Origin of the sequence: Microbacterium sp. JAI119 (assembly GCF_013410135.1) — a bacterium.
Classification (GTDB): Bacteria; Actinomycetota; Actinomycetes; order Actinomycetales; family Microbacteriaceae; genus Microbacterium; species Microbacterium oxydans.
Map to the genome: position 1 here is coordinate 321,705 of NZ_JACCCK010000002.1, position 21,528 is coordinate 343,232.

Sequence of the window (21,528 nt, forward strand, 5' to 3'; positions counted from 1 at the left end):
CGCCCCGCACATGCCGAGCCGACCAGGATATCAGCAGGAGCGGTCACGGACCCAACGGGCCAGGTCACGGACGGAACGGGCCAGGTCGCAGACGACACCGGGCCGAAGACGCTGCGGACCGCTCAGACGAGAGCGCTCGACGTCGGTACGGGAGCGGCGAAGAGGTCGAGCACCGGGCAATGCGCATCGACGACGGCGCGCAGGTTCTCATACTCCTCCACGCTGTTCGGACCGGTGATGTCGACAGCCACGCGCACATCGTGGAATCCGGCGCGCCCCGACTCGTCGATGCCGAAGAGCTTGCGCACGTCGAGGTCGCCCTCGGCCGTGATCTCGATCGCGTCGATCGTGAGGCCGAGGGCCTGGGCGTAGAGCCGGTACACGACCACCTGGCACGAGACGAGCGCACCCAGTGCGTACTCGACCGGGCTGGCCGCGACGTCGTCCCCGGCGAGCGCACCCGGCTCGTCGACGAGGAAGCGGTGCGCGCCGGCCCGGATCTCGGTCGCGACCGAGCCGATTCCGCGTCCGCTGACGCGGTACGTCAATCGCGCGTTCGCCTCGTCCGCGGCGATCCGCTCGTTCCACGCCGATCCCGCGTCTGTGAGTCGCTGCGCGCGCTGGGCCGGGGTGACATCCGCGACACCGGCGAGCTGGTCCTGGAGAAGAGTCATGGCCCGACGGTAGCGATCGTCCGGTTCCCCGCGCCCGCCGCCCGTCATCGGGCTTCACACCGCGAAACGCAGCGTCACGACGCCGAGACCACGCCGGTGGTGTCAGCGCCGCAGCTGCTCGATGCGCTCGGACTCTCCCCACGCCCGGTCCGCCGTGAGAACAGGAAGATCGAGCCGTCGCGCAAGTGCGAGACACAGGCGGTCCCCCAGCGACAGCCCGCTTCCGCGCCTCCACGATTCCGCGGCGGCTTCCGCGTCGCGCTGGGACACCGGCTCGACCTTCAGCCGGTAGCTGAGCAACAAGCCGGAGGCGATGCCCCAGTCCGCTCCGGACGCGCGCACCTTCTGCGCGACCTCCGACCAGTTCGCGGCTCCGATCACGGAGTCGTCGAGGATCTCCTCGACGCGATCGGCGCCAGGCTCGCCCTGCAGGAAAGCGAGGAGAGCTGACGCGTCGACCACGATCACGCCGCTGCATCCTCGGAGTCCGCGGACCTCCGGCGCTCCGCGAGCAGCGACTCGAGAGCGCGCCTCCCCTCCAGCTGCGACCTGACGAGGGCCTTGGCCTGCTCCCTGGTGAGCAGGATCACGCCTCCTGACGTCTCGATCATGAGCAGCGGCACGCCCTGATCCCAATGCTGACGGTCGCGGAGTTCGGCAGGGACCACGAGGCGACCACGATCACCCATCGGTGCAACGAATGTGGTATCCATCCTTCGACGATACCACCGCCCCTCACGGCGGGGGCTTCACTCGGCGCGACTCAGACTCGTCAGCACCTCGGTGCGCGGAGCGGCAGGCAGGAAGAAGCGGAACTCCGTGCCGACACCCTCCTTGCTCGTCACGTCCATCGTCCCTCCGTGCGCGAGGACGATGGCACGGGTGATCGTGAGACCGAGACCCACTCCGGGTACCGCGTTGCGCGTCGCGGTCGACGCACGGAAGAAGCGGGTGAACAGCATCCCCTGTTCGTCCTCCGGTATCCCGACCCCGGTATCGGCGATCGAGAACTCCACGCCGCCGTCGACCGCGCGCACTCGCGCGGTGACCTTCCCGCCGCGAGAGGTGAACTTGATGGCATTGGAGAGCAGGTTGTCGATGGCCTGCCCCACTCTTCCGGCATCGACGAAGACGGGCATCGCCGCAGGACCGACCTCCGCGACGAGTTCGATCCCTTCCCGCTGCGCATGCGGACCGGCCGACACCACCGCGGATCGCACCAGCGCGGCCGCATCGGCCTCATCGCGCTCGAGGGGGAATCGCCCGGACTCGACCTGGGCGGTGAACAACAGGTCGCCGACGAGATTGAGCAGACGCTGCGCGTTGCGCTCGATGATGCCGACGAACTCCTGCTGGTCCTCCGTGAGCGGCTGCCCTGGATCGTTCTGCAGCAGGTCCAGGAAGCCGATGATGGCGCTGAGGGGTGTCCGGAGCTCATGGGAGATCATCCCGACGAACTCGTCCTTCATCCTCGCGACCTCGACGGCCCTGGTCTCGTCTGTCAGCACGAACAGATATCCCTGCTGCGCGCCCGCACCGTCTTTGTGGGGAGTGACCGTCACACGTGCGGGAACCGTCGTCCCGCCTGCGGTCACGACCTCGATGTCCCCGTCGACGGGGACACCGGCGTCCGCCTGTCCGAACAGAGCCTTGATCCCCGGGTCGAGTTCGGCGTAGCCGGCGGGCATGTCGCCGGACGGCGCGGAGTGCTCCGCCGTGTCAGCCGCCAGCATCGAGAGCACGGCGGTCGAGAAGAAGCGATCGATGCGCACGTCGTCGAGAGCCTCGTCGACGGGAAGTCCGAGCAGGCGCACCGCTCCCGGGTTCCAGGCCGTCACGATACCGCTGCAGTCCGTGGCCACCACGGCCTGCGCCGTTATCGACGACCACAGACTCTCGAACGAGTCCAGCAGCTCCCGGTACTGGTGCTCCTTCTCGCGCAGCTGCACGATCATGGCCACGTTCTCGGACAGCGCTCTGGTTCGTTCGGCGACGAGCTCCTCCGCCTGTTCCACGCGCATCCGCTGCTGCCGCGCGAGCTGGTTGATCACGGCCGCCACCGCCGAGAACACGAGCGGGCCCACCACGCCCCGCAGCCACTCGACCGAGGTCGCGGGTGGCGCGGTGACGTACGGCATCAGCAACGCGATCGACGTGAGCCCGCCGACCACGAACACCCAGCGGATGCCCGGGGCGGCGGCCAGCCAGACCACCGGGAGGAGCACGAGTGATGAGAAGAGCGATGTCGCTCCCCCGGTACCCGTGCGGAAGAGTCCGAGGCCGATGATGTCGACGATGGGGATGAGCAGGAGCGCCCGTCCCTCGTGCACCCCGCGGGCCGTCAGCACCGCGGCGAAGGCCGTGGCCGCGAGCACCAGGATGATCCCCGCCACGGCCGGTGCGACGTGCGTCATGGGAAGGTCGGGAACCCACCAGGTGAGGAGCGCCGCGATCACCGTCGCGGTGACCGTCGGCGCCTGCTTGAGCAGCGGGCTCGGGTTGTCGAAGACCTGATACCAGCGGTTCTCCGCGCGATCGAGCGGCGTGGCCCTCATCGCCGCACGCCCTCGACGATCGCGTGCAGCTCGGAACCCGTGATCGGCTTGGGGAGCGCGGCGTCCGCCGGCGGATAGTCGGTGGCATCGAGCACCGAGCTGATCACCAGGAAGCAGTCGGGGAAACGGGCCCGGACCAGCCGCGCGCACTCCTGTCCCGAGATACCGGGCAGCAGCAGGTCGAGCACGGCCACCACGGGATCGATCTCGGAGAACGCGGCGATCGCCGACTCGGCGTCACGGGCCACGAACACGTCGAACCCCTCGCGGTCGAGATAGCGGCGCAGCAGCGCGGCCTGATCGGGCGCGTCCTCGACGACGAGGGCCAACGGCCTCCCGCTCATCGGAGCAGCAGCTCTCTCACCACGACGATGACGACCACCACGGCGAGGGCGAGCAGAGCCTGAGGGATCAGACGTCGCTCACGTCGGGCATCCGCGGCGATCTCCTCCACCTCGGCATCGTTCGACGGGGTTGCGGTCATGAGTCGACACGTCCGATCTTCTCGGTCTTGATCCAGGAGGCATCGGCGCGACGCCACTCCTTGATGTAGGAATCCACGGTGATGGCGCACAGCAGTGAGCCATACCCGCAGACGTAGAGCAGCAGCCCCGCGAAGAAGCGTCCGCCAGGGAGCGGCTCCACCGCCCGGGCGAGCCAGATCCCCAGCATCGAGATCGGTCCCCACAGGTAGAAGATCACCGCCCACATGATGCGGGCCTCGTGCGTCACGGGCAGCCCGAGCGCGAGCAACGCGGACTCGAACAGCTGCGGGAAGATCGCGATGGCCATCAGGATCAGGGCACCGAGCCCTGGGAACATGATCGCCTCGCGCCAGGACTGTCTGCCGATGCGGGGATCCAGCTGCACCGAGTAGAGCATCGAGTAGATGTAGATGCAGGCCGCCGCGATCCACATGAAGCGGAACACGAACTCCGCGATGTCGCTGTGCAGCAGGAGGAGCGCGAGCAGGCCGGCCGCCGCGAGCAGCATGAACGCAGGGAGCAGGAGGATCGTGAACCAGGCGAGCCCGAAGCCGAAACTGCCCAGGTTGTGGTCCCGGCTCGGGCGGAACCACAGCTTTCGGTAGATCGAGGTGAGCTGCACGTTGCCGCGCGCCCAGCGCAGACGCTGCTTCCACAGGCTGTCGATCGTCCGCGGCTCCTCGGCCAGCACCACGGCATGCGGCTCGAACACCATCCGGCGTCCCTTGAGCTGGCCCTCGAACGTCGTCATGGTGTCCTCGGCGAGGGTTCCCGTGGGGATGCGTCCGCCGATGGCTTCGAGGTTCGCGCGCGAGTGCAACTGGGCGCCGCCCGCGAGGCAGGCGATGGCGCCGCCGACGTTCTGCACCCGACGTGCGGAGAGCTGACCGATCACGTACTCGATGGCGATGAAACGCGTGAGGTAGTTGCGGTCGCGGCTGCCCTCGGCGATGTAGGCCGTCACGGCACCGACCTTCTCGTCGGCCAGGTGGCGGGTGAGCTTGCGCAGCGAATCACGGGCGAAGATCACATCCGCATCCATGATGAGCACGGCCTCGGCCCACGTGTCGGCGAGGATCACGTCGAGACCGTGGTTGAGCGTGTGCGCCTTGCCCTCTCCCCCCTTCTCGCGCCGCAGGTGCACGACGCGGCCGGGGTGGGCCGCTGACGTGGCGGCGACGACCTCGGGGGTGTCGTCGGTCGATGCGTCGTCGACGACGAAGACCCGCAGGCGTTCAGCCGGATACTCCAGCTGCAGCAGCCGTTCGATCGCGGGGCCGATCACCGCACCCTCGTTCCAGGCGGGGATGACGACGGCGACGTTCGGGTGGTACGGCGCCGCCTTGCCGTAATGGTTGCGGAACGCATGCAGCGGAAGGATGAGGAACTGCAGGCCGGTGTTGACCACCGGCAGCGTGCCGACGAGGATGCAGAGCAGCAGGAGGATGACCACCACGGTCTCCAGCCAGGTGAGATCGGCCATCAGGAGACCGCCACCGCGTCGAGCAGCGGGAGGATCCTCGAGTACCGGCCCACCTCGGCGGCGTCGTGGCTGTCGGTCGAGGCGACCACCGTGCCGCCGGCGCGGCGCAGCGCGGCCAGCGCATCGACCCCAGGGCAGCCCCACTTCTCGTTCACTTCGACGAGGGTGTCGGTGTCGGCGGCGGTGCGTGCCCAGGCATCCGCGCGCTGCGCACCCAAGTCGGCCTCGGACAGACCGATCTTCGGCAGGATCGAGAAGCAGTGCGCGAGCTGGTTCCCCGGGTAGCGCCGCATCGTGGCGATGAGCGCCTCGACGAACTGATCGAGAACGTCGTCAGCGGCCCATCCCGCGGCCATCCGCTCCCGCACCGCGGTGGGTCCGAGCGGACCGTCCGCCCCCGGGAACTGGTGGTCGGCGATGAGGATCCGATCGATGCCGTCGGGGAGGGTCGGGATGTCGAGAGTTCCCCCGACGTCGAGGATCTTCGCCTCGACACCGGTGAGCACCGTGAGCCCGTCCGGCACCCGGAGCACCCGCACCGCAGCGAGGTACTCCGGCACCCAGGTCGTGCTCTGACGCACGTGGTCGACGAGGCGCACCGTGGTCAGTCCCGCTGCGGCCGCAGCCTCGACGTTCTGTGCGAGTGTCGAGACCGCATCGTCCGAGAAGGTGGAGTGGACGTGGTGGTCGCCGCGGAGCAGCGCGTGGCTCACAGTTCCTCCTGATGCCCCGCATGGTCGGAGACCAGCACATCCTCGATCTCCACGATCACATCCTCGAGGAAGCGCACGGAGGCGACCTCGCGGAACGGGATCTGCACGGGAAGCTCTCGCCCCAGGAAGAGGTCGGCCACGAGCGACGGGATGTCGACGCCGGCCGCGATCGTCAAAGGCAAGGCGCCGGGGAAGCGAGGGTTGACCTCGAGCAGCACCGCACGACCCGCGCGATCGCGCCGCAGCTGCACGTTCGCGACGCCGACCAGTCCGATCGCGCGGGCGATCGATGCCGCCGTCTCCTCGAGTTCCGCATCGCGGACCGTGCGTCCGGCGATGGCGACGCCGGAGTCGACCCTGGCTCGCGTGCGGGGTACCGCGGCCACGACGGCCCCGGTGGCATCCGTGATGACGTCGACGGAGTACTCCTCCCCCGGAAGGAAGTCCTGGACGATGAGTCCCTCGTCCGTCGGCAGGGCCTCGAGAGCAGCACGGTCGGGCACGAGCCGCACGCCACGGCTCCCTGCACCCTGACGCGGCTTGGCGAAGACCGGGAACTCCCACTCGACGGCCTCGGCATCACGCCCGGCGAGGACGGTGCGCGGGACGCGACCGGTCGACGCGCAGCGTTCCGCGAGGGCGAGCTTGTCGAGCGCGGTGTTCAGCGTGTCCTCGGACGGCGCAGCCAGCACGGCGGGTGCCAGCTCATCGCGCCGTCCCGCGAGGGCGATGAGCTCGACGTCGACGGTCGAGATCACCAAATCGAGGCCGTCGTCCGCCACCATGCGCGCGATCGCCGGCACGAAGTCGTCGTCACGTCCCGGTGGCACGAGGCGTCGCTGCCCCGGGGGCACCAGGTAGATGCCGCTCGCCCAGCCGTCCATGTCCGCGGCGAACACGGTCAGGTCCGAGCGGCGGAGCAGCGACCGGATCACGGCCACTCCCGCCGGACCACCGGCACCGGTCACCAGCACGCGCTTCGTCATCAGCTCTCCCGTCGTGTGAGCTCGTGGGCGCCGATGAACTCGGCGGTCTCCCGCACGACCTCGAGCGGTTCGACGGCCGTACCCCCACCGAATCTCGACCAGTACCGCGCTGTCGCGGTGACGAACTCGGGCGCGAGGTAGTCGCGGCTCGCCGTCTGCGAGCCGAAGCGTTCGAGGAGCCGCAGCTTCTCGTCGAGGTACTGGTCGATGCGCACGAACCTCGTGGGCCGGAAGTCGATCGTCGCCGACGGACTCTGATAACACGCGACGGTACCGACCCGCCGCGTGGCCACGACGGTCGCCTCGCTCACGGCACGGTGATCCTGGTGCCGGTCGTGCGGCGAGTGCGTGTAGACGATCGTCGGCTGGATCTCCTGCACGACCTCTTCGATGATGCGCACCGTGGATCCCCCTCCGGAGATCTCGGTGTCGATGAGGTCCTTCAGGAAGAGGCGGGCGCCCAGCATCTCCGCCGCTGCGAGGGATTCGTTCTGCCTGCTGTCGGCGTCCCCACCCCTGGCACCGCGGGAGAGCGTGAGGATCGTGATCTCGTCCTGAGCCCTGGCGTGCGCGGCGAGCAATCCGCCGACGCCGATCTCGACGTCGTCCGGATGTGCGCCGATCGCGAGCACCCGCTCCGGTGTGCGCGCTTCCGCTCGGCGGCGGTGCCCCTCCTCGACCAGACGGGTGACGGCTTCCACGAGCTTGCCGTTGTCGAGCGGTTTGGTCAGGAACTCGTCCGCCTGCGCCCGCAGGGCCGAGACCGCGTACTCCACGGAGACGTGGGCGGTCATCACCACGACAGGCACCGACGGAACGATGCGTCGCAGCTCGGCGAGCAGCTCGAGGCCGCTCAGTCCCGGCATCTCGATGTCGGTCACCACGACGTCCGGCCGCACCTCCGCGACCCGATCGATCGCGACCTGTCCGTCCTCGGCGACGTCGACGATGCACGCGGCACGTCGCTCGAGCACGGTCTTGACGAGCAGGGCGACGTCCGGATCGTCGTCGACGACGAGAACGCGAGGAGAGTCCTCAGGCATGTGTACGGCTCTCCTTGGGGAGGTTCCCTGACCGATGGGGATCGGCGGCGCGATCTCGGGGCCTTCAACACCGGGACCGCAGGGAAAGTCGAGCGGGGTATGACGATTCTGGCATACGCCGCCGCCATTGCGACGGTATGCGCCTACGCTCCTGCGCGGGCGGCGCGCTTCTCCTCCTGGAACACCCGGATCGCCTCGTACCGCTCGGCCGAGCGCGCCCGTCGCTTCGCCGCCTCGTCCTCACGATTCTTCGGAGGTGCGGTGGTGACGAGCTCACCCAGGAGACGGTCGACGACAGCCGCGATCTCGTCGACCGCGCTCTCGAAGACGGCCTGGTTCGCCCGCGACGGCGCCGTGGTCCCGGCGATCTTGCGCACGAACTGCAACGCCGCATCGTGGCATTCCTGCGCGGTCGCAGCGGGCTCGAGGTTGTTCAGCGGGATGATGTTGCGGCACATACCCGCACGCTACGCCGCACGGCGGGTCGACGGAAGAGTCGCGGCGTCTCCCCGCCCACCGGGGTCGGACCGACGACAGGGGATGGTGCCGCCGAGGGCCGCTCGCTACGCTCGGGGCTATCCGGGCCGCCAGTGCGATCCCCACCCCCGTCGACAGGACAGACCATGACGAACCCGCCGTTCCCCGAACCGCCCGCTGCCGACTCCTCGACCCCGACGACACCGCCCGCTGCCCCTCCCGCTCCGCCGACCGCAGCCCCGGCCTGGGAATCCGCACCGACAGCAGCCCCGGCCTATCCGGCGCCCACGGCACCGGCGTACCCGCAGCCGGAGCCCACGCCTCCCGGTCGCGTCCTGTCGATCGTCGGTCTGGTCCTCGCCTTCCTGGCGGCGCCGATCGGACTCATCCTGAGCATCGTCGCCGCGGTGAAACTCGGCAAGACCGGGCAGCCGAAGGGGCTGGCCATCGCGGGCATCATCATCGGCGCGATCCTGACGATCCTCGGCATCATCGGGATCATCCTGTCCGTCACCGTCTTCGCCGCGATCTTCGGCACGTGCGCCGAGCTGGGCGCCGGCGTCTGGGAAGTCAACGGCGTCACCTACACCTGCGGGTGACCGCAGCGGCGTGACACGAAGAGGGGCCGGATGCGATGCGCATCCGGCCCCTCTTCGTGTCACGCCTACTTCTTGTAGTTCGGCGCCTCGACCACGATCTGCACGTCGTGCGGGTGCGACTCCTTGAGCCCTGCCGAGGTGATGCGCACGAACTTGCCGCGCGTCTTGAGCTCCTCGATCGTGCGCGCTCCGACGTAGAACATCGACTGACGCAGCCCGCCCACCAGCTGATAGGCGACCGCGGCGAGCGGTCCGCGGTACGGGACCTGGCCTTCGATGCCCTCGGGGATCAGCTTGTCGTCGCTCGGGACATCGGCCTGGAAGTAGCGGTCCTTCGAGTACGAGGTCTGCTTGCCGCGCGTCTGCATCGCGCCGAGCGAGCCCATGCCGCGGTACTGCTTGAACTGCTTGCCCGACTGGAAGACGATCTCGCCCGGCGACTCGTCGGTTCCGGCGAGGAGCGAGCCGAGCATCACGGCGTCGGCACCGGCGACGAGCGCCTTGGCGATGTCGCCCGAGTACTGCAGACCACCGTCGGCGATGACCGGAACGTCTGCGGGACGAGCGGCGAGCGAAGCCTCGTAGACCGCGGTCACCTGCGGCACGCCCACGCCGGCGACGACGCGGGTGGTGCAGATGGACCCGGGGCCGACGCCGACCTTGACCGCGTCGACTCCGGCATCGATGAGAGCCTGAGCGCCTTCACGGGTGGCGACGTTGCCGCCGATGACGTCGATGTGTGCGAAGGACTCGTCGGCCTTGAGCCGGCGGACGAGGTCGATGACACCCTGCGACTGCCCGTTGGCCGTGTCGACCACGAGGACGTCGACTCCGGCATCGCGCAGCGCCTCGGCACGCTCCCACGCGTCGCCGAAGAAGCCGATCGCCGCGCCGACGCGCAGACGCCCCTGGTCGTCCTTGGTGGCGAGCGGGTACTTCTCGCTCTTGTCGAAGTCCTTGATGGTGATGAGACCGGCGAGCTTGCCGTCGTCGTCGATGAGCGGCAGCTTCTCGACACGGTGCTTCGCGAACAGGGCGATGACCTCGCCTGCGGCCACGCCCACCGGAGCGGTGACGAGGTTCTCCCGCGTCATGACGTCCTTGACGAAGGTGGTCTGCCGCTCGAAGCCGGAGACGAAGCGCATGTCGCGGTTGGTGATGATGCCGACGAGCCTGCCCTCGTCGTCGACGACGGGGAGGCCGGAGATGCGGTACTTCGCGCAGAGGTTGTCGACCTCTTCGACCGTCGCATCCTGCGTCGTGGTGATCGGGTCGGTGATCATGCCGGACTCGCTGCGCTTGACGCGGTCGACGTGCGCTGCCTGGTCGGCGATGGAGAGGTTGCGGTGCAGGATGCCGATGCCGCCTTCACGCGCCATCGCGATCGCCATCCGCGACTCGGTGACCGTGTCCATGGCGCTCGAGAGGAGCGGCGTCGCGACCGAGATGCGCCGGGTGATGCGCGACGAGGTGTCGGCCTCGCTGGGGATGACATCGGTGTGCCCGGGGAGCAACAGCACGTCATCGTACGTCAGTCCGACGAAGCCGAAGGGATCGTGCTGTTCCATGGATTCTCCTTCTGCGCGAGTCGCGCATGTCCGAGTGCGAGGGGGTGGTCGACGTCGGCCGGTGCGGGGCCGCGGCCCGTATGAAGATTCTAAGCGAGACACGCCCGAGAACATTCCCAGAGCCGCGTCGTTACCGGACCGTTGGCACCGACCGTAGGTGAATCGGCGATGGCGCATTACGCTCAAGTGCGTCGTCCATCTCTGCGGACAAACCCGAGATCGCAGAGACACAGCACTCAAAGTGGAGGTTGCGTGGGACCCACAACACTCGCCGTGCAGCGAAAGCGACCCTGGGTGGTCGCCTTCCTCAGTATCCTCATGGCGCTCACAGCGTTCCTGTTCCTGCCCCCGTCAGCGGCCTCGGCCGAGACGACGGACGACGGGCAGGAGGTCACCGACTTCTACTTCGCCGGCGTCGTGACCTTCGACGACCAGCCGGTCGAAGGCGTGGTCATGACCATCGAGGGCAAGGGCTTCGACGGCGAGACCGAGACCGATGCCGACGGCAAATGGCGCCTGTACGTGCCCGAGAAGGAGAAGTACACCCTCACGGTCGATGAGTCGACGCTGCCGGACGGCGTGATCGTCGATGCGACCCAGCTCCCGGAGGGCACCCAGCCGATCGCCGGGACCACGGCCTCCTTCGAAGTCGAGTTCGGCCTCACCGGGACGAAGATCATGAACCTCTTCCTCGGCGAGGGGCAACGGGTCACCGTCTCCTTCGTCGACCAGCTGCTCTCACGCCTCGTCGGCGGACTGAACTTCGGACTCCTGCTGGCTCTCGCCTCGATGGGCGCTGCCCTCATCTACGGCACCACGCGCCTCTCCAACTTCGCGCACGCCGAGATGGTCACGTGGGGCGGCCTCGTCGCCCTCGTCACGACCACGTTCTGGCACCTTCCTCTCTGGCTCGGCATCGTCGCAGCCGTCATCGGCGGCGGCCTGTTCGGCTGGGCGCTGGATGCCGGGATCTGGCGTCCGCTCCGCCGGCGCGGTCTCGGTGTCGTCCAGCTGATGATCGTCAGCATCGGGCTCTCGCTCGCGCTGCGATACGCGTTCCAGTTCATGATCGGCGGAGGCACATATCAGCTCCCCGGTGCCAGCCCCACCCCGATCCAGTTCGGGCCGATCTCACTGTCCTACATCGACATGATCGCGATGGGTGTGAGCATCGTCGTGATCCTGGCCGTGGCCTTCTTCCTGACGCGCACCCGCATCGGCAAGGCCACCCGCGCGATCTCCGACAACCCGCAGCTCGCTGCCGCGTCCGGGATCGACGTCGACCGTGTGATCCGTTACGTCTGGATCCTCGCGGGAACGCTCGCCGCCATCTCCGGCATCCTGTGGGCGTACTTCCGCCCCGGCGTGAAGTGGGACATGGGGATGCAGATGCTCCTGCTGATCTTCGCCGCGATCACCCTCGGCGGCCTCGGCACGGCGTTCGGCGCTCTGGTCGGATCGCTCATCGTCGGCATGGCTGTCGAGGTGTCGACGCTGTGGATCCCGTCCGACCTCAAGTATGCGAGTGCTCTCGTGATCCTCATCCTCATCCTCCTCGTGAGACCTCAAGGGCTGCTCGGACGCAGGGAAAGGTTGGGCTGATCGCCATGGACTTCGGAAGCATCTTCTCGAACACGGCCGTCTACCTGTTCAGCCCGGTCACCATCGCCTACGCGCTCGCGGCGACCGGCCTCGCCGTGCACTTCGGATACGCCGGACTGCTCAACTTCGGCATGGCCGCGTTCATGGCGATCGGCGGCTACGGCTACGCCATCTCGGTGCTCAGCTTCGGCCTGCCGTGGTGGATCGGCATGCTGATCGGCCTGGTCGGCGGCGCCCTCTTCGCCGTGCTCCTGGGCATACCGACGCTGCGGCTCCGCGCCGACTATCTCGCGATCGCCACGATCGCCGCGGGCGAGATCGTCCGTCTCCTCTTCACCACGCAGGTGTTCGACGAATGGACCAACAGCGCCGACGGCCTCGCCCAGTACAACGGCGGATTCCGCGACGCGAACCCCATCCCGCCGGGGACCTACGGGTTCGGACCCTGGACGTACAGCGCGAACGACCTCTGGAACCGCGTGTTCGGCGTGATCGTCCTGGTCATCGCCATCCTGCTGGTGTGGGCGCTGATGCGCAGCCCGTGGGGCCGCGTGCTCAAGGGCATCCGCGAAGACGAGGACGCCGTGCGCTCGCTGGGCAAGAACGTCTTCGCCTACAAGATGCAGGCGCTCGTCGTGGGTGGTGTGATCGGTGCCGCGGGTGGGATCGTCTTCGTCCTCCCCTCCGCGGTCGTCCCCGGCAGCTACTCGACGTCGCTGACGTTCTTCCTGTGGACGATCCTCCTCCTGGGAGGCGCGGCCACGGTGTTCGGACCCACGCTCGGTGCGGTGCTCTTCTGGGTGGTGTTCGCCTTCATGGCCAACCTGCTCCCGTCGATGGCGAAGGCCGGGCTGCTGCCGATGACCGACAGCCAGGCGTCGACCCTCGTCTTCGTCTTCGTCGGCATCGCCCTGATGCTGCTCGTGATCTTCCGCCCGCAGGGCATCCTCGGAGACAAGAGGGAGATGACCTTTGTCAAATGAACTGACCCCGGAACAGGTCCCCGGCTCGGCGGACGCCGCGGTGACCGCGGCTCCCTCCACGGGGAGCATCCGACGCCCGAAGACCACCGGCCTGACCACGGGTGAGGTGAAGCCCGGAGTCGCGAAGGTCGATCCGATCCTCGTCGTCGACGCCGTCCAGCGTCGCTTCGGAGGCCTGACCGCCGTCGACGTCGATCACCTCGAAGTCCCCCGAGGAGCCATCACCGCGCTGATCGGCCCGAACGGAGCAGGCAAGACGACGCTCTTCAACCTGCTCTGCGGATTCGACAAGCCCAACAGCGGCACGTGGTCGTTCGACGGCACGAGCCTCTCCGGGGTGCCGTCGTTCAAGGTGGCCAGGATGGGCCAGGTACGCACGTTCCAGCTCACCAAGTCGCTCTCGCTGCTCACGGTGCTCGAGAACATGAAGCTGGGCGCTCCGCATCAGCGCGGTGAGGGATTCTGGTCCAGCCTGTTCCCTGTCCTGTGGAGGGCACAGGACAACGAGATCGAGGCCAAGGCGCGCGAACTGCTGACGCGCTTCAAGCTCGACGCGAAGGAGAAGGACTTCGCCGCGGCCCTCTCGGGTGGCCAGCGCAAGCTCCTCGAGATGGCCAGGGCGCTGATGAGCGACCCGACGCTGGTGATGCTCGACGAGCCCATGGCCGGCGTCAACCCCGCGCTCACGCAGTCGCTCCTCGACCACATCCTCGACCTGAAGGAGGAGGGCATGACCGTGCTCTTCGTCGAGCACGACATGCACATGGTGCGTCACATCGCCGACTGGGTGATCGTGATGGCCGAGGGGCGGGTCGTCGCGGAGGGCCCTCCCGACGAGGTCATGGAGAACCCGGCTGTCGTTGACGCGTACCTCGGTGCACACCAGGACGTGGACCTCGGCGCCGTCACCGGACGTATCCCGGTGCTCCCCGATGCCGCCGCCAGCAGGCTCCGTGAGGAGATCGAAGCGGAGGCGGAGGCCGAGCTCGAGGCGACCGATCCGGTTCCCGGCACCGCTACCGATACCGATACCGAGGGAAAGGGCACCGCATGAGCGGGGAAACGCCGACCGATGCAGCGACGAGCGCGGCTCAGGACGATGTCGTCGTGAAGCTGACCGACGTCCATGCCGGCTATCTTCCCGGTGTGAACATCCTCAACGGTGCCAACCTCGTGGCGCGGCAGGGAGAGCTGATCGGGATCATCGGTCCGAACGGGGCGGGGAAGTCCACTCTCCTGAAGGCCATCTTCGGGCTCGTGAACGTGCGAAGCGGCGACATCACGGTGAAGGGTGAGAGCATCGTGGGTCTGAAGGCCGACAAGCTCGTCCGGCGTGGAGTGGCCTTCGTGCCGCAGACCAACAACGTCTTCCCCTCGCTGTCGATCGAGGAGAACCTGCAGATGGGGCTGTACCAGAACCCCAAGATCTACGACGAGCGACTCGAGTTCGTCACCGGCATCTTCGCTGAGCTGGGCAAGCGCCTCAAGCAGCGCGCCGGTTCGCTCTCCGGTGGTGAGCGGCAGATGGTCGCCATGTCCCGTGCCCTCATGATGGACCCGTCGGTGCTGCTGCTCGACGAGCCGTCGGCCGGCCTCTCCCCGGTGCGACAGGACGACGCGTTCATCCGGGTCTCCGACATCAACAAGGCCGGTGTCACCACGATCATGGTGGAGCAGAATGCTCGACGCTGCCTGCAGATCTGCGACCGAGGGTACGTCCTCGATCAGGGCAAGGACGCGCACGAGGGAAGTGGCAGGGACCTGCTGAACGACCCCAAGGTCATCGGTCTCTATCTCGGCACGCTCGGCACCGACGCCGCCTGAGCGGCGAGCGAGAAGCCGCGAGCGAGAAAGCCGCCGACACCACGACGAAGGCCCCGGATCGGATCCGGGGCCTTCGTCGTGTGATCGTCTGATCAGTTGGTGCGGGTGATCATGTTGTCGGCACCGTACTTGTAGATGCCGATCGACGCACCCTGCGGGTCGCCGGCCTCATCGAACGTGACGTCACCGGAGTAGCCGTCGTAGTCGGCCGTGCCGCCGTCGTTGATGATCTTGGCGCAGTCGGCGAAGCTGGTGCACTTCTTGCCGTCACCGGAGCCGCCCGACACCTCCTGCATCTTGGCCGCGATGTCCGCGCCGTCCGTCGAGCCAGCGGCCAGGGAGGCCAGCGCCACGAGGATGACGGCGTCGTATGCCTCAGCCGCGTAGGTGAAGTCCTTGACCTCGGCGTTGCCCTCGCCCGTCCAGAAGTCCTGCAGACGCGAGGTGAAGTCGTCGGCAAGTGCGGGGCCGGCCTTGGTTCCCTGCGCGCCCTCGAGCGAGACCGGGATCTCCGAGCCGTAGTCGGACAGGTTGCCGTCGACCATGTAGAACTTGTCGGCCGAGATGCCGGCGTTCACCAGCAGCGGCGCGATGGTCTTGAACTGGTCGAACGACACGATCGCGACCGCGTCGGGGTTCTGCGCCTTGATCGTCTCGACCTGGGCGTCGAACTGCGCGTCGCCGACGTTGAACGACGCCTCGGCGACGACCTCGCCGCCGGTGCCCTCGAAGGTCTCCTTGATCGCCGCGTCGAGGCCCGTGCCGTACGCGTCGTTCTGGTAGATGATGCCGAGCGTCTTCGCGCCGTCCTCGGCGATGAGGTTGCCGAGCACCTCGCCCTGCAGCAGGTCGCTGGGGGCGGTGCGGAAGTACAGACCGTTGTCATCCCACGTGGTGAAGTCGGGCGAAGTGTTCGACGCGGAGATCTGGAGGATCCCGGCGCTGACGTTGCCGTCGAGGATGAGCTTGGAGACACCGGATGCGGCAGCTCCGACGATGGCGGAGACGCCGGCGCCCTGCAGCTTGGTGATCGAGGTCTCGTAGGCCTTGGTGTCGGTGTCACCCTCGTCTTCGGCCGTCAGGTCGATCGTGATGCCGGCAGCCGCGTCGTTGACCTCCTGGACGGCCAGCCCGACGCCCGACTCCATGGGCGGGCCGAGGAACGCCAGCGAGCCGGTCTGCGGAAGCAGCGAGCCGAGCTTGAGCGTCAGATCGGCTGCGGGCTTGTCACTGCCGCCGCTCTCCCCGCTAGGAGTGCTGCTGCAACCAGCGATGACGATGGCGGATGCACTGACCAGTGCGATCCCGGCGAAGACCTTCGCGGTTCGCGAGCCCTTCAATGCGTTCATGATGCTCCCTTGCGTAACTGAACGTGGAATGTGACCACAATCGGGTGCTCTAACACTAGGGCGTGAGTATCGCGCGCAGGGGGTGCAAGTGTCTCGGTGCGTTAACGATCCGGGACCGGGTTCCCTGACCCGTGGTCCTCGGGATCAGGCGGCTTCGACCCGTGGAATCCTGCGCCCTCGTCGCGCGGCGAGCAGGAGGTCGACCACGAAGACGCCGATCGCGATCCACACGATGATGAAGCCGGCCCAGCGCTCGGCCGGCATCGGCTCGTGCAGCACCAGGACCCCGATGAGGAACTGCATGACGGGGGTGATGAACTGGATCATGCCGATCACCGTGAGGTTGATGCGTCGGGTTCCCGCGGCGAAAAGCAGCAGCGGAACCGCCGTGGCGACACCGGCGAAGGCCAGCAGCAACGCGTGCGCCCACCCGTTCGCGCCCATCGTGATGCCCGACGTGAGCGCGACGATGATCAGCTGCGCCACCGCGATGGGGATCAGCCAGAACGACTCCAGAGTCAGGCCGCTGATCGCATCGACCGCACGGCCGATCTTCTTCTTGATGAGCCCGTACACGCCGAAGGACGCGGTCAGCGACAGCGCGATCCACGGGAACTGCCGGTAGGCGACGACGATCACGATGACGGCGATAGCCGCGATGGCGATGGCTGCCCACTGCAATCGACGGATGCGCTCCTTCAGCACGAAGACACCCAGCAGCACCGTCGTGATCGGGTTGATGAAGTACCCCAGGCTCGTCTCGACGACGTTGCCGCTGAGCGTTCCGATCAGGAACACCTGCCAGTTCACATAGATCAGCAGACCCGCCAGCGCGGTCAACCCCAGCAGCTTCGGCTGGCGGATGATGACGCCGAAGGCCACCCAACCGCGCGTGACGGTGAGCAGCAGGACGCAGAAGACGAAGGAGAGCAGCACCCGCCAGGCCACGACCTCCCACGGACCCGTCGGAACGAGGAGGAGGAAGTAGAGGGGAAGCACGCCCCAGAGGAGGTACGCCCCTCCGGCGTAGACGACTCCGGCGGTCTGCGTGGCGCGGGTCGTCTCTGGGGTCACCGCACAACCCTATGCCCGCGGCGTGGATGCGGACGTCGGCGGCAGAGCCTCCCGGCGGAGTTTGGCAGGAAAGGGATGCCCGCTGGCGGACGCAGAAGGGGGCCCGGATGCGAGACGCATCCGGGCCCCCTTCGAGGACCTCACCCTGCCCCTCATGAGAGGCGGGGAACAGGTTCAGCAGATCAGCGGACGACGACCGCCAGGACGTCGCGAGCCGACAGGACGAGGAACTCGTCTGCGCCGAACTTCACCTCGGTGCCGCCGTACTTGCTGTAGAGCACGCGGTCGCCGACGGCGACGTCGAGCGGAACACGGTTGCCGTTGTCGTCGATGCGGCCGGGGCCGACCGCCACGACCTCGCCCTCCTGGGGCTTCTCCTTGGCGGTGTCGGGGATGACCAGGCCACTCGCGGTGGTCTGCTCGGCCTCGACCTGCTTGATGACGATGCGGTCCTCGAGCGGCTTGATGGAAACCGACACGGTCTACCTCTTCTTTCTTGACGCTGACACGAAAGACTTGTTCGCACTCTCAACCCGAGAGTGCTAATCCAGTCTAGGCGCTCGGCTGGCACTCACGCAATGCGAGTGCCAGTGAGCGACGCGGTTCGACTCGAGGCGCGGCCGATTAGGCTGAGACCGTGGAGATGTCCGAGCTGCGCGCCCTGCTCACCCCCGAAGGTCTCGAGCTTCTCGACACGACCGGTCCCATCGAGTCGACCACCGAGGTCGCGCGAGCGGTGTCGCGGCTGCGTGCGGCCGGCCACTCCCCCGACCTCGTGTCCGCCGTCGTCGGGCAGGCGCACCTGCGGTCGAGGGCAGCGACGAAGTTCGGCCCCTTCGCCGCCCGCATGCTCTTCACCAGGGCCGGCCTCGAGCAGGCGACGCGGCTCGGTGTCGCGGCACGGCACGCCCAGCGCATCCGTCAGTCGGGCTTCACCCGTGTAGCCGACCTCGGCTGCGGTATCGGCGGCGATGCGCTCGCCTTCGCCGGAGCCGGACTCCAAGTGCACGCCGTCGACGCCGACGAGGTCACCTCCGCCATCGCGGCATACAACCTGGCGCCGTTCGGCGACGACGCCGCGGTGCGGCACGAGACGGCGGAGGAAGCCCTCTCCAGACTGGACGACGGGGACGCGGTCTGGATGGACCCGGCCAGACGCACCTCCGGGCACAGCGAGACCAGGCGTGTCTCCGCCGACGACTACTCCCCCTCCCTGGACTGGGCGTTCGATGTGGCCGCACGTCGCCCGACCGGCATCAAGCTCGGACCGGCTCACGACCGCGACGCACTGCCCGCCGATGCCGAGGCGCAGTGGGTGAGCGCCGACGGCAGCGTGGTCGAACTCGTCGTGTGGAGCGGATCCCTCGCCCGAGAAGGAGTGCGCCGCGCGGCACTGGTGATCCGCGGCGAGCGCTCGCACGAGCTCATGGCTGCGGCCGACACCGCCGATGAGCCCGTGCGCGAGCTCGGCGCCTTCCTGCACGAGCCGGACGGGGCGGTGATCCGCGCGCGGCTGATCGGAGAGGTCGCCCGCAGTCTCGACGCCGGCATGCTCGACGAACACATCGCCTATCTGACATCCGACGCAGCCCTGACCAGTCCGTTCGTGCAATCCTTCCGCGTCAGGGAGACGCTTCCGGCGAGCCCCAAGGCGATCAACGCCGCGCTCAAGGCGAACGATGTCGGACGCCTGGAGATCAAGAAACGCGGAGTGGATGTCGATCCCGCCGCCTTCCGGAAGAAGCTCACGCTGCGCGGAGACCAGGACGCGACGCTGATCCTCGTCCGTATCGGCGACCAGCGCCGCGCGATCCTCGCCGACCGGGTGCCCGCGGCGAGCTGACGTCCGCTCAGCCGTCCGGATCGCGGCCCGGCGGTTCGACCACGATGGGGTCACCGGGTGGGGCCTCGACCCGGACGATCTCGCCCGGGCCTCCCTTCCCCGGCGATGCCTCGGTGATGACGAGGTAGGGCGTCTGCCACCTCGTGAACCTCGCCGCGAGAGTCGAGGTGCCGATGAGCGCACCGTCTCCGCCGTCGACGCGGTCGATCCGCGTTTCGAGACCGGACTCGACGGCGGCGGTGGAGGCGGCGCAGGTCATCGCATCGACCGCATCGACGATGAGGCACTTCTCGACGGTGCCCAGATCCGACACGCGGTCCCCGGTCCACACCGGCAAGGTGCGGAAGGAACCGACGATCTCGAGGGACGAGACGAACCCCTCGCCGGCCAGCTCCTCCGCGCGTGACCGCTCCGCACCCGCGAACTGCGACGGTGAAGAAGACGTCATCGGCCAGCGTTCCAGGGTGACGATCGGCTCCCCCGTCGTCGAGAGGAGCATCGAGGCGCTCACCGCCTCCACTCCGCGAGGGGTGTCACCGCTGTCCTCCATGGGGACCGGGATCGTCGCGCTCAGGCCGCGCCCGATGCTGTCGACCGGGAGGCAGGTCGACTGCGACTGCGCGCCGACGTCGAGGATCAGGCACCGGATGCCGGCCTCCTCACGGGTCGCGTACCAGGCCAGCGCATCCCCCTCTCGCGCGAGGGGCACGACCGAGCCGGGATCGAAGTCGGCTGCGGCGAGCGCGTCACGGCGGTCCTGCTGCACCGCCGTCAGCGTGACCTCCGGCGATGGCGGCGCGAACACCGCCCAGCCGATGCCCACTCCGGCCGCCAGCAGCAGGACGGAGACCACGGGCACGAGCACGGGGAGCCGACGCAGCGTCCGGGCGAGGATCTCCCGCCGGCGCGGCACGTCGCTATCGGAGGGCGGCTCGGTCCCTTCACCGACGACCGGCGCTGCCGCTGAGGCGACGTCGGCCGCGGGTTCGGGCGGCGCTGGCCGGGAATCGTCATCCGGTGCGGGAACCGAGGGGGCGGGTGACGAGGGGGCGGGTGACGCTCGCCGTGCATCCTCGAGCTCACGCAACCGCCGCAGCTCCCCCTCGGTCGCGGCGCCGTCGCGGCCGTACGCGCGGCGCTGGAGCTGTCGCAGTTCGTCGGCGTCATTCTCCGGCAGCACCGTCAGCACCTCCTTCGCGCGTGATCATCAGAGAGGAGTGCCCGTTGCTGGCGGTCGGAAGCTCCAGGCGGACGACCTCACCGCTGGGCTCGTCCACCACGTTCAGCACGAGGGTGGCGCTCTGCTCCTGCATCGTGAGCGCATCGGCGCACACCCGGGGGAACGCCGCGTCCGAGCCGTCGTAGATCAAGCAGGTCTGGAAGCCGTCGAGCTCCATTCCGGTCCACACCGGCACATCGCCGTCATAGCCGACCACCCACAGCGAGTTGATCTGGAACCCCTGATCCGCGATGCGCTTGGCCTTCTCCGCCTCGTCGGCATTCGCCCACGTCATCCCATTGGTGGTGCCCGGTCCGAACTCCGCCACGTTCGCGGCGACGGCAGGCTCGCCGGAGGCCGTGAACACCATCTGCACGTTGAGCTCGCGGCGGGTGTCCGCCTTCGACTCGAGCGTGACCGCGCCGAACAGTCCCGTCCTGCCCACCGTCTCGGTGCGCTCGCAGCTGGGCAGTGCAGACGGCGAGGTCGCCACGAGCAGGCAGGTGATCGCGGCGGCATTCTTCGTCGCCACCCAGATGACCGCACCTTCCTCGACGGCGAGGGCGCGCAGCGAGCCCCGGTCGTAGTTCCCGCTGGCGAGCAGGGAGCTCTGCCACTCCTGCTGCTCCGGACTCAGGGCGACGGTGGCGGGCCCGGACCCGCCGGACAGCGCCCATCCGAGCCCGACACCGACCAGCACCAGCGTCGCGACGGCAGCGGCGAGCGGAAGCCAGCGCGTACGCAGCCATGATCTCTGCGGTGGCCGACCGGAGCCGCCCGAGTCTCCCGGGTCCATGCCGGTCGTCGTCACATCGCCGTCGGTCGAACCCGGCAGGTCCTCTGTCTGAGGCTCCTCGTTCCCTGTCTCCGGCGTCGAGGCTGCGACAGGAGCTCCGACGGGCGGATCCGCGACCTCGGGCGTCGGCTCGGCACGGCGCCGCTCCAGTTCGCGCAGTCTGAGCGCTTCGGCCGCCGTGAGCGATGCATCGCGACCGTACGCCCGCGCCTGCAGTGAGCGCAGCTCGGCGAGCTCGGCCGCGTCCGACATCGG

Annotated in this window: 23 protein-coding genes; 6 read left to right on the forward strand and 17 right to left on the reverse strand. The window is 68.4% G+C overall.

Annotated elements, in window-relative coordinates; all coding sequences use genetic code 11:
- Positions 1-122: 122 nt before the first annotated feature.
- The 11 genes from HDC31_RS12305 to HDC31_RS12355 form a co-directional block, all read right to left on the reverse strand.
- Positions 123-674, reverse strand: coding sequence for an OsmC family protein (locus tag HDC31_RS12305; RefSeq protein ID WP_113681646.1), 552 nt, complete (start codon positions 672-674; stop codon positions 123-125).
- 102 nt (positions 675-776) lie between these two features.
- Complete coding sequence (locus HDC31_RS12310) at positions 777-1,142, reverse strand: type II toxin-antitoxin system VapC family toxin (RefSeq protein ID WP_113681647.1); 366 nt, start codon at positions 1,140-1,142, stop codon at positions 777-779.
- A complete protein-coding gene (locus HDC31_RS12315) occupies positions 1,139-1,387 on the reverse strand; it encodes an AbrB/MazE/SpoVT family DNA-binding domain-containing protein (protein WP_113681648.1) in 249 nt (82 codons plus the stop codon). Before HDC31_RS12315 ends, HDC31_RS12310 begins: the two co-directional genes overlap by 4 nt.
- Positions 1,388-1,423: 36 nt before the next feature.
- Positions 1,424-3,229 carry a cell wall metabolism sensor histidine kinase WalK gene (locus HDC31_RS12320; RefSeq protein WP_179516155.1) on the reverse strand — a complete coding sequence of 602 codons (1,806 nt, stop codon included), beginning with the start codon at positions 3,227-3,229 and terminating at the stop codon, positions 1,424-1,426.
- Positions 3,226-3,573, reverse strand: coding sequence for a response regulator transcription factor (locus HDC31_RS12325; protein ID WP_046748786.1), 348 nt, complete (start codon positions 3,571-3,573; stop codon positions 3,226-3,228). The genes HDC31_RS12320 and HDC31_RS12325 overlap by 4 nt, the downstream gene beginning before the upstream one ends.
- Positions 3,570-3,713 carry a hypothetical protein gene (locus HDC31_RS12330; protein ID WP_170224283.1) on the reverse strand — a complete coding sequence of 48 codons (144 nt, stop codon included), beginning with the start codon at positions 3,711-3,713 and terminating at the stop codon, positions 3,570-3,572. Before HDC31_RS12330 ends, HDC31_RS12325 begins: the two co-directional genes overlap by 4 nt.
- Positions 3,710-5,197: a glycosyltransferase gene (locus HDC31_RS12335; protein ID WP_113681649.1), complete on the reverse strand. Its 1,488-nt coding sequence runs from the start codon at positions 5,195-5,197 to the stop codon at positions 3,710-3,712. Before HDC31_RS12335 ends, HDC31_RS12330 begins: the two co-directional genes overlap by 4 nt.
- Positions 5,197-5,910, reverse strand: a complete 714-nt coding sequence (locus tag HDC31_RS12340) for a PHP domain-containing protein (RefSeq protein WP_113681650.1) — start codon at positions 5,908-5,910, stop codon at positions 5,197-5,199. The genes HDC31_RS12335 and HDC31_RS12340 overlap by 1 nt, the downstream gene beginning before the upstream one ends.
- Entirely contained in the window at positions 5,907-6,896 is a 990-nt protein-coding gene (locus tag HDC31_RS12345; RefSeq protein WP_179516156.1) for an ATP-grasp domain-containing protein, read from the reverse strand. Before HDC31_RS12345 ends, HDC31_RS12340 begins: the two co-directional genes overlap by 4 nt.
- A complete protein-coding gene (locus HDC31_RS12350; protein WP_061018601.1) occupies positions 6,896-7,939 on the reverse strand; it encodes a response regulator in 1,044 nt (347 codons plus the stop codon). The genes HDC31_RS12345 and HDC31_RS12350 overlap by 1 nt, the downstream gene beginning before the upstream one ends.
- 143 nt (positions 7,940-8,082) lie before the next feature.
- Entirely contained in the window at positions 8,083-8,397 is a 315-nt protein-coding gene (locus HDC31_RS12355) for a DUF2277 domain-containing protein (protein ID WP_061018604.1), read from the reverse strand.
- A 165-nt stretch (positions 8,398-8,562) separates the two neighbouring features.
- Between HDC31_RS12355 and HDC31_RS12360 the strand changes: the two genes are divergently transcribed.
- On the forward strand, positions 8,563-9,015 hold the full coding sequence (locus tag HDC31_RS12360; protein ID WP_113681652.1) for a DUF4190 domain-containing protein: 453 nt from the start codon (positions 8,563-8,565) through the stop codon (positions 9,013-9,015).
- Between the two features lie 65 nt (positions 9,016-9,080).
- Here the strand turns inward: HDC31_RS12360 and guaB are convergent, their stop codons facing one another.
- Positions 9,081-10,583 (reverse strand): IMP dehydrogenase, encoded by a 1,503-nt coding sequence (guaB, locus tag HDC31_RS12365; protein ID WP_058631856.1) that lies wholly within the window; start codon positions 10,581-10,583, stop codon positions 9,081-9,083.
- Positions 10,584-10,835: 252 nt separating this feature from the next.
- On the opposite strand from guaB, the gene HDC31_RS12370 reads away from it, so the two are divergent.
- The 4 genes from HDC31_RS12370 to HDC31_RS12385 are packed head-to-tail and all read left to right on the forward strand — an operon-like array spanning position 10,836 to position 14,992.
- Entirely contained in the window at positions 10,836-12,185 is a 1,350-nt protein-coding gene (locus HDC31_RS12370; protein ID WP_046747419.1) for a branched-chain amino acid ABC transporter permease, read from the forward strand.
- A 5-nt stretch (positions 12,186-12,190) separates the two neighbouring features.
- The gene (locus HDC31_RS12375) at positions 12,191-13,168 is read left to right on the forward strand and encodes a branched-chain amino acid ABC transporter permease (protein ID WP_058631857.1); all 978 of its coding nucleotides are present in this window, start codon (positions 12,191-12,193) and stop codon (positions 13,166-13,168) included.
- A 40-nt stretch (positions 13,169-13,208) separates the two neighbouring features.
- Positions 13,209-14,222, forward strand: coding sequence for an ABC transporter ATP-binding protein (locus HDC31_RS12380; protein ID WP_374168979.1), 1,014 nt, complete (start codon positions 13,209-13,211; stop codon positions 14,220-14,222).
- A complete protein-coding gene (locus tag HDC31_RS12385) occupies positions 14,219-14,992 on the forward strand; it encodes an ABC transporter ATP-binding protein (RefSeq protein WP_046747417.1) in 774 nt (257 codons plus the stop codon). Before HDC31_RS12380 ends, HDC31_RS12385 begins: the two co-directional genes overlap by 4 nt.
- Before the next feature lie 92 nt (positions 14,993-15,084).
- On the opposite strand, the gene HDC31_RS12390 is transcribed toward HDC31_RS12385, so the two are convergent.
- From HDC31_RS12390 to groES, 3 genes are all read right to left on the reverse strand, one after another.
- Positions 15,085-16,341, reverse strand: a complete 1,257-nt coding sequence (locus HDC31_RS12390) for an ABC transporter substrate-binding protein (protein ID WP_046747416.1) — start codon at positions 16,339-16,341, stop codon at positions 15,085-15,087.
- Positions 16,342-16,485: 144 nt separating this feature from the next.
- Positions 16,486-17,415 (reverse strand): EamA family transporter RarD, encoded by a 930-nt coding sequence (rarD, locus tag HDC31_RS12395; RefSeq protein ID WP_113681654.1) that lies wholly within the window; start codon positions 17,413-17,415, stop codon positions 16,486-16,488.
- A 182-nt stretch (positions 17,416-17,597) separates the two neighbouring features.
- Positions 17,598-17,894 carry a co-chaperone GroES gene (gene groES, locus HDC31_RS12400; protein WP_017203655.1) on the reverse strand — a complete coding sequence of 99 codons (297 nt, stop codon included), beginning with the start codon at positions 17,892-17,894 and terminating at the stop codon, positions 17,598-17,600.
- A gap of 164 nt (positions 17,895-18,058) precedes the next feature.
- Here groES and HDC31_RS12405 point away from each other — a divergent pair, with 164 nt between their 5' ends.
- Positions 18,059-19,258, forward strand: a complete 1,200-nt coding sequence (locus tag HDC31_RS12405) for a class I SAM-dependent methyltransferase (RefSeq protein ID WP_218867818.1) — start codon at positions 18,059-18,061, stop codon at positions 19,256-19,258.
- Between the two features lie 7 nt (positions 19,259-19,265).
- On the opposite strand, the gene HDC31_RS12410 is transcribed toward HDC31_RS12405, so the two are convergent.
- Both HDC31_RS12410 and HDC31_RS12415 read right to left on the reverse strand, forming a co-directional pair.
- Positions 19,266-20,438: a hypothetical protein gene (locus HDC31_RS12410; protein WP_179516158.1), complete on the reverse strand. Its 1,173-nt coding sequence runs from the start codon at positions 20,436-20,438 to the stop codon at positions 19,266-19,268.
- Positions 20,422-21,525: a hypothetical protein gene (locus HDC31_RS12415; protein WP_179516159.1), complete on the reverse strand. Its 1,104-nt coding sequence runs from the start codon at positions 21,523-21,525 to the stop codon at positions 20,422-20,424. The genes HDC31_RS12410 and HDC31_RS12415 overlap by 17 nt, the downstream gene beginning before the upstream one ends.
- Positions 21,526-21,528: the final 3 nt, after the last annotated feature.